This window comes from Hydrogenivirga sp. 128-5-R1-1 (assembly GCF_000171895.1).
This window is the reverse complement of record NZ_ABHJ01000336.1, coordinates 1-1505: the sequence shown is the minus strand read 5'-3', so window position 1 is coordinate 1505 and position 1505 is coordinate 1. Positions and strand designations below refer to the sequence as shown.

At 34.9% G+C, this 1505-nt stretch carries 1 pseudogene; it reads right to left on the bottom strand.

The window, feature by feature from the left end:
• Positions 1 to 93 precede the first annotated feature (93 nt).
• Positions 94 to 1505 (bottom strand): annotated as a pseudogene (locus HG1285_RS01835) (endonuclease MutS2); the annotation flags it as partial.

Genomic DNA, 1505 nt, shown 5'->3' with positions numbered 1-1505 from the left:
AGTGCCTTCCCTTTTAGACGAACAAAATCTCCTATATCTATATCTGAGAAATTTCTTCTTCCTGCTCTTTTAGAGGCAAATTTTTATGCTCTTTTAAAAACTGCTCAAGATTTTTCCGGATTTTGTTGTTTTTAATTCCTGTAGTATCTGATATCCTTCTTCTCTAAGCTGTTTTAGATAATCTTCAGCCTCTTTTTTTACAGTTTCCCATCTTTTTTCTTTTTCTTTTTGAAGTTCTTTTAGGAGTCTGTCGTATTTTTCCTTTTGCTCTGATAAGCTATTTTTTAGCTGTTCAAGTTCCTTTAATTCCTCTTCATATTTTGCCTTATAAACTTCAAGCTCTTGAATTGCCTTTTCAAGTTGGAGGAATGTTTCATCTATATATTTCCTTGCAATATCCAGAACCTCTTCATTAATTCCAAGTTTTTCTGCAATATAGAATGCCATACTTTCTCCGACAGAGTTGTAGTGAAGGGTATATGTTGGTGAAAGTGTTTCTTTATCAAATCCCACCGAAGCAACTTCAAAATAATCATCAGAAAGGGCAAAAATCTTAATCTGTTTGAAATGGGTTGTTGCCATTACATAGGCATTTAATTCTTCTATTTTATGAAGTATTCCAATACCTATTGCTGCACCTTCATCCGGGTCAGTTCCAGGAATAAGCTCATCAAGGAGTAAAAGGCTTTTCTCTCCGGCTTGCTGGAGTATTTCTTTGATATTTTTTATATGGGCTGAAAATGTGGATAAATTCTGCTCTATTGACTGCATATCTCCGATATCTGCAAATACCCCTTCAAATACAGGAATTTCACTTTCTTCCTCTGCAGGAACAGGAATTCCGGATTGCACCAGTAATGCTGATAAGCCTGCTGTTTTAAGGGCTATTGTTTTTCCTCCAGTGTTGGGCCCCGTAATGATTAAACCTTTTTTCTTTTCTCCTAATCTAAGATCTATTGGTTTAAATTCTTTTCCCATAAACAAAAATATAGGATGTCTGACCTGTTTTAAGTCCATCCTATCCTTAAGCTTTGGAAATACACAGCTGAACTCTCTGCTGTATTTTCCTATTGTGTAAAGAAAATCAAATTCTATAATAGCCTGATATGTCCTTGAAATGTGCTGATATTTATCCCTGAGTATATCTGTTATAAATTTCAAGATTTTCCTTATCTCAATATGTTCCTGCAATTTCAGGTCTGAGAGCTTATTATTTAGCTCTACAACGCCAACAGGCTCAAGATATACCGTCTGTCCGGAAGATGACCTGTCCTGAATAATACCCTGAATTTTTCCTGCAAAATTATGCTTAACAGGAATAACATATCTATCCCTTCTTATTGTGATAATCCTATCCTGCAGAACATCTGCAAATTTTGAGTTATTTAATAGCTTTTCAAGAATTGTTGTGATTTGTTTTTCAACCTCTTTTATATTCTTTCTGATGTTATAAAGGTCTCTACTGGCTGAGTCCTTTATCATTCCTGATGGGTCTATGCTATCTG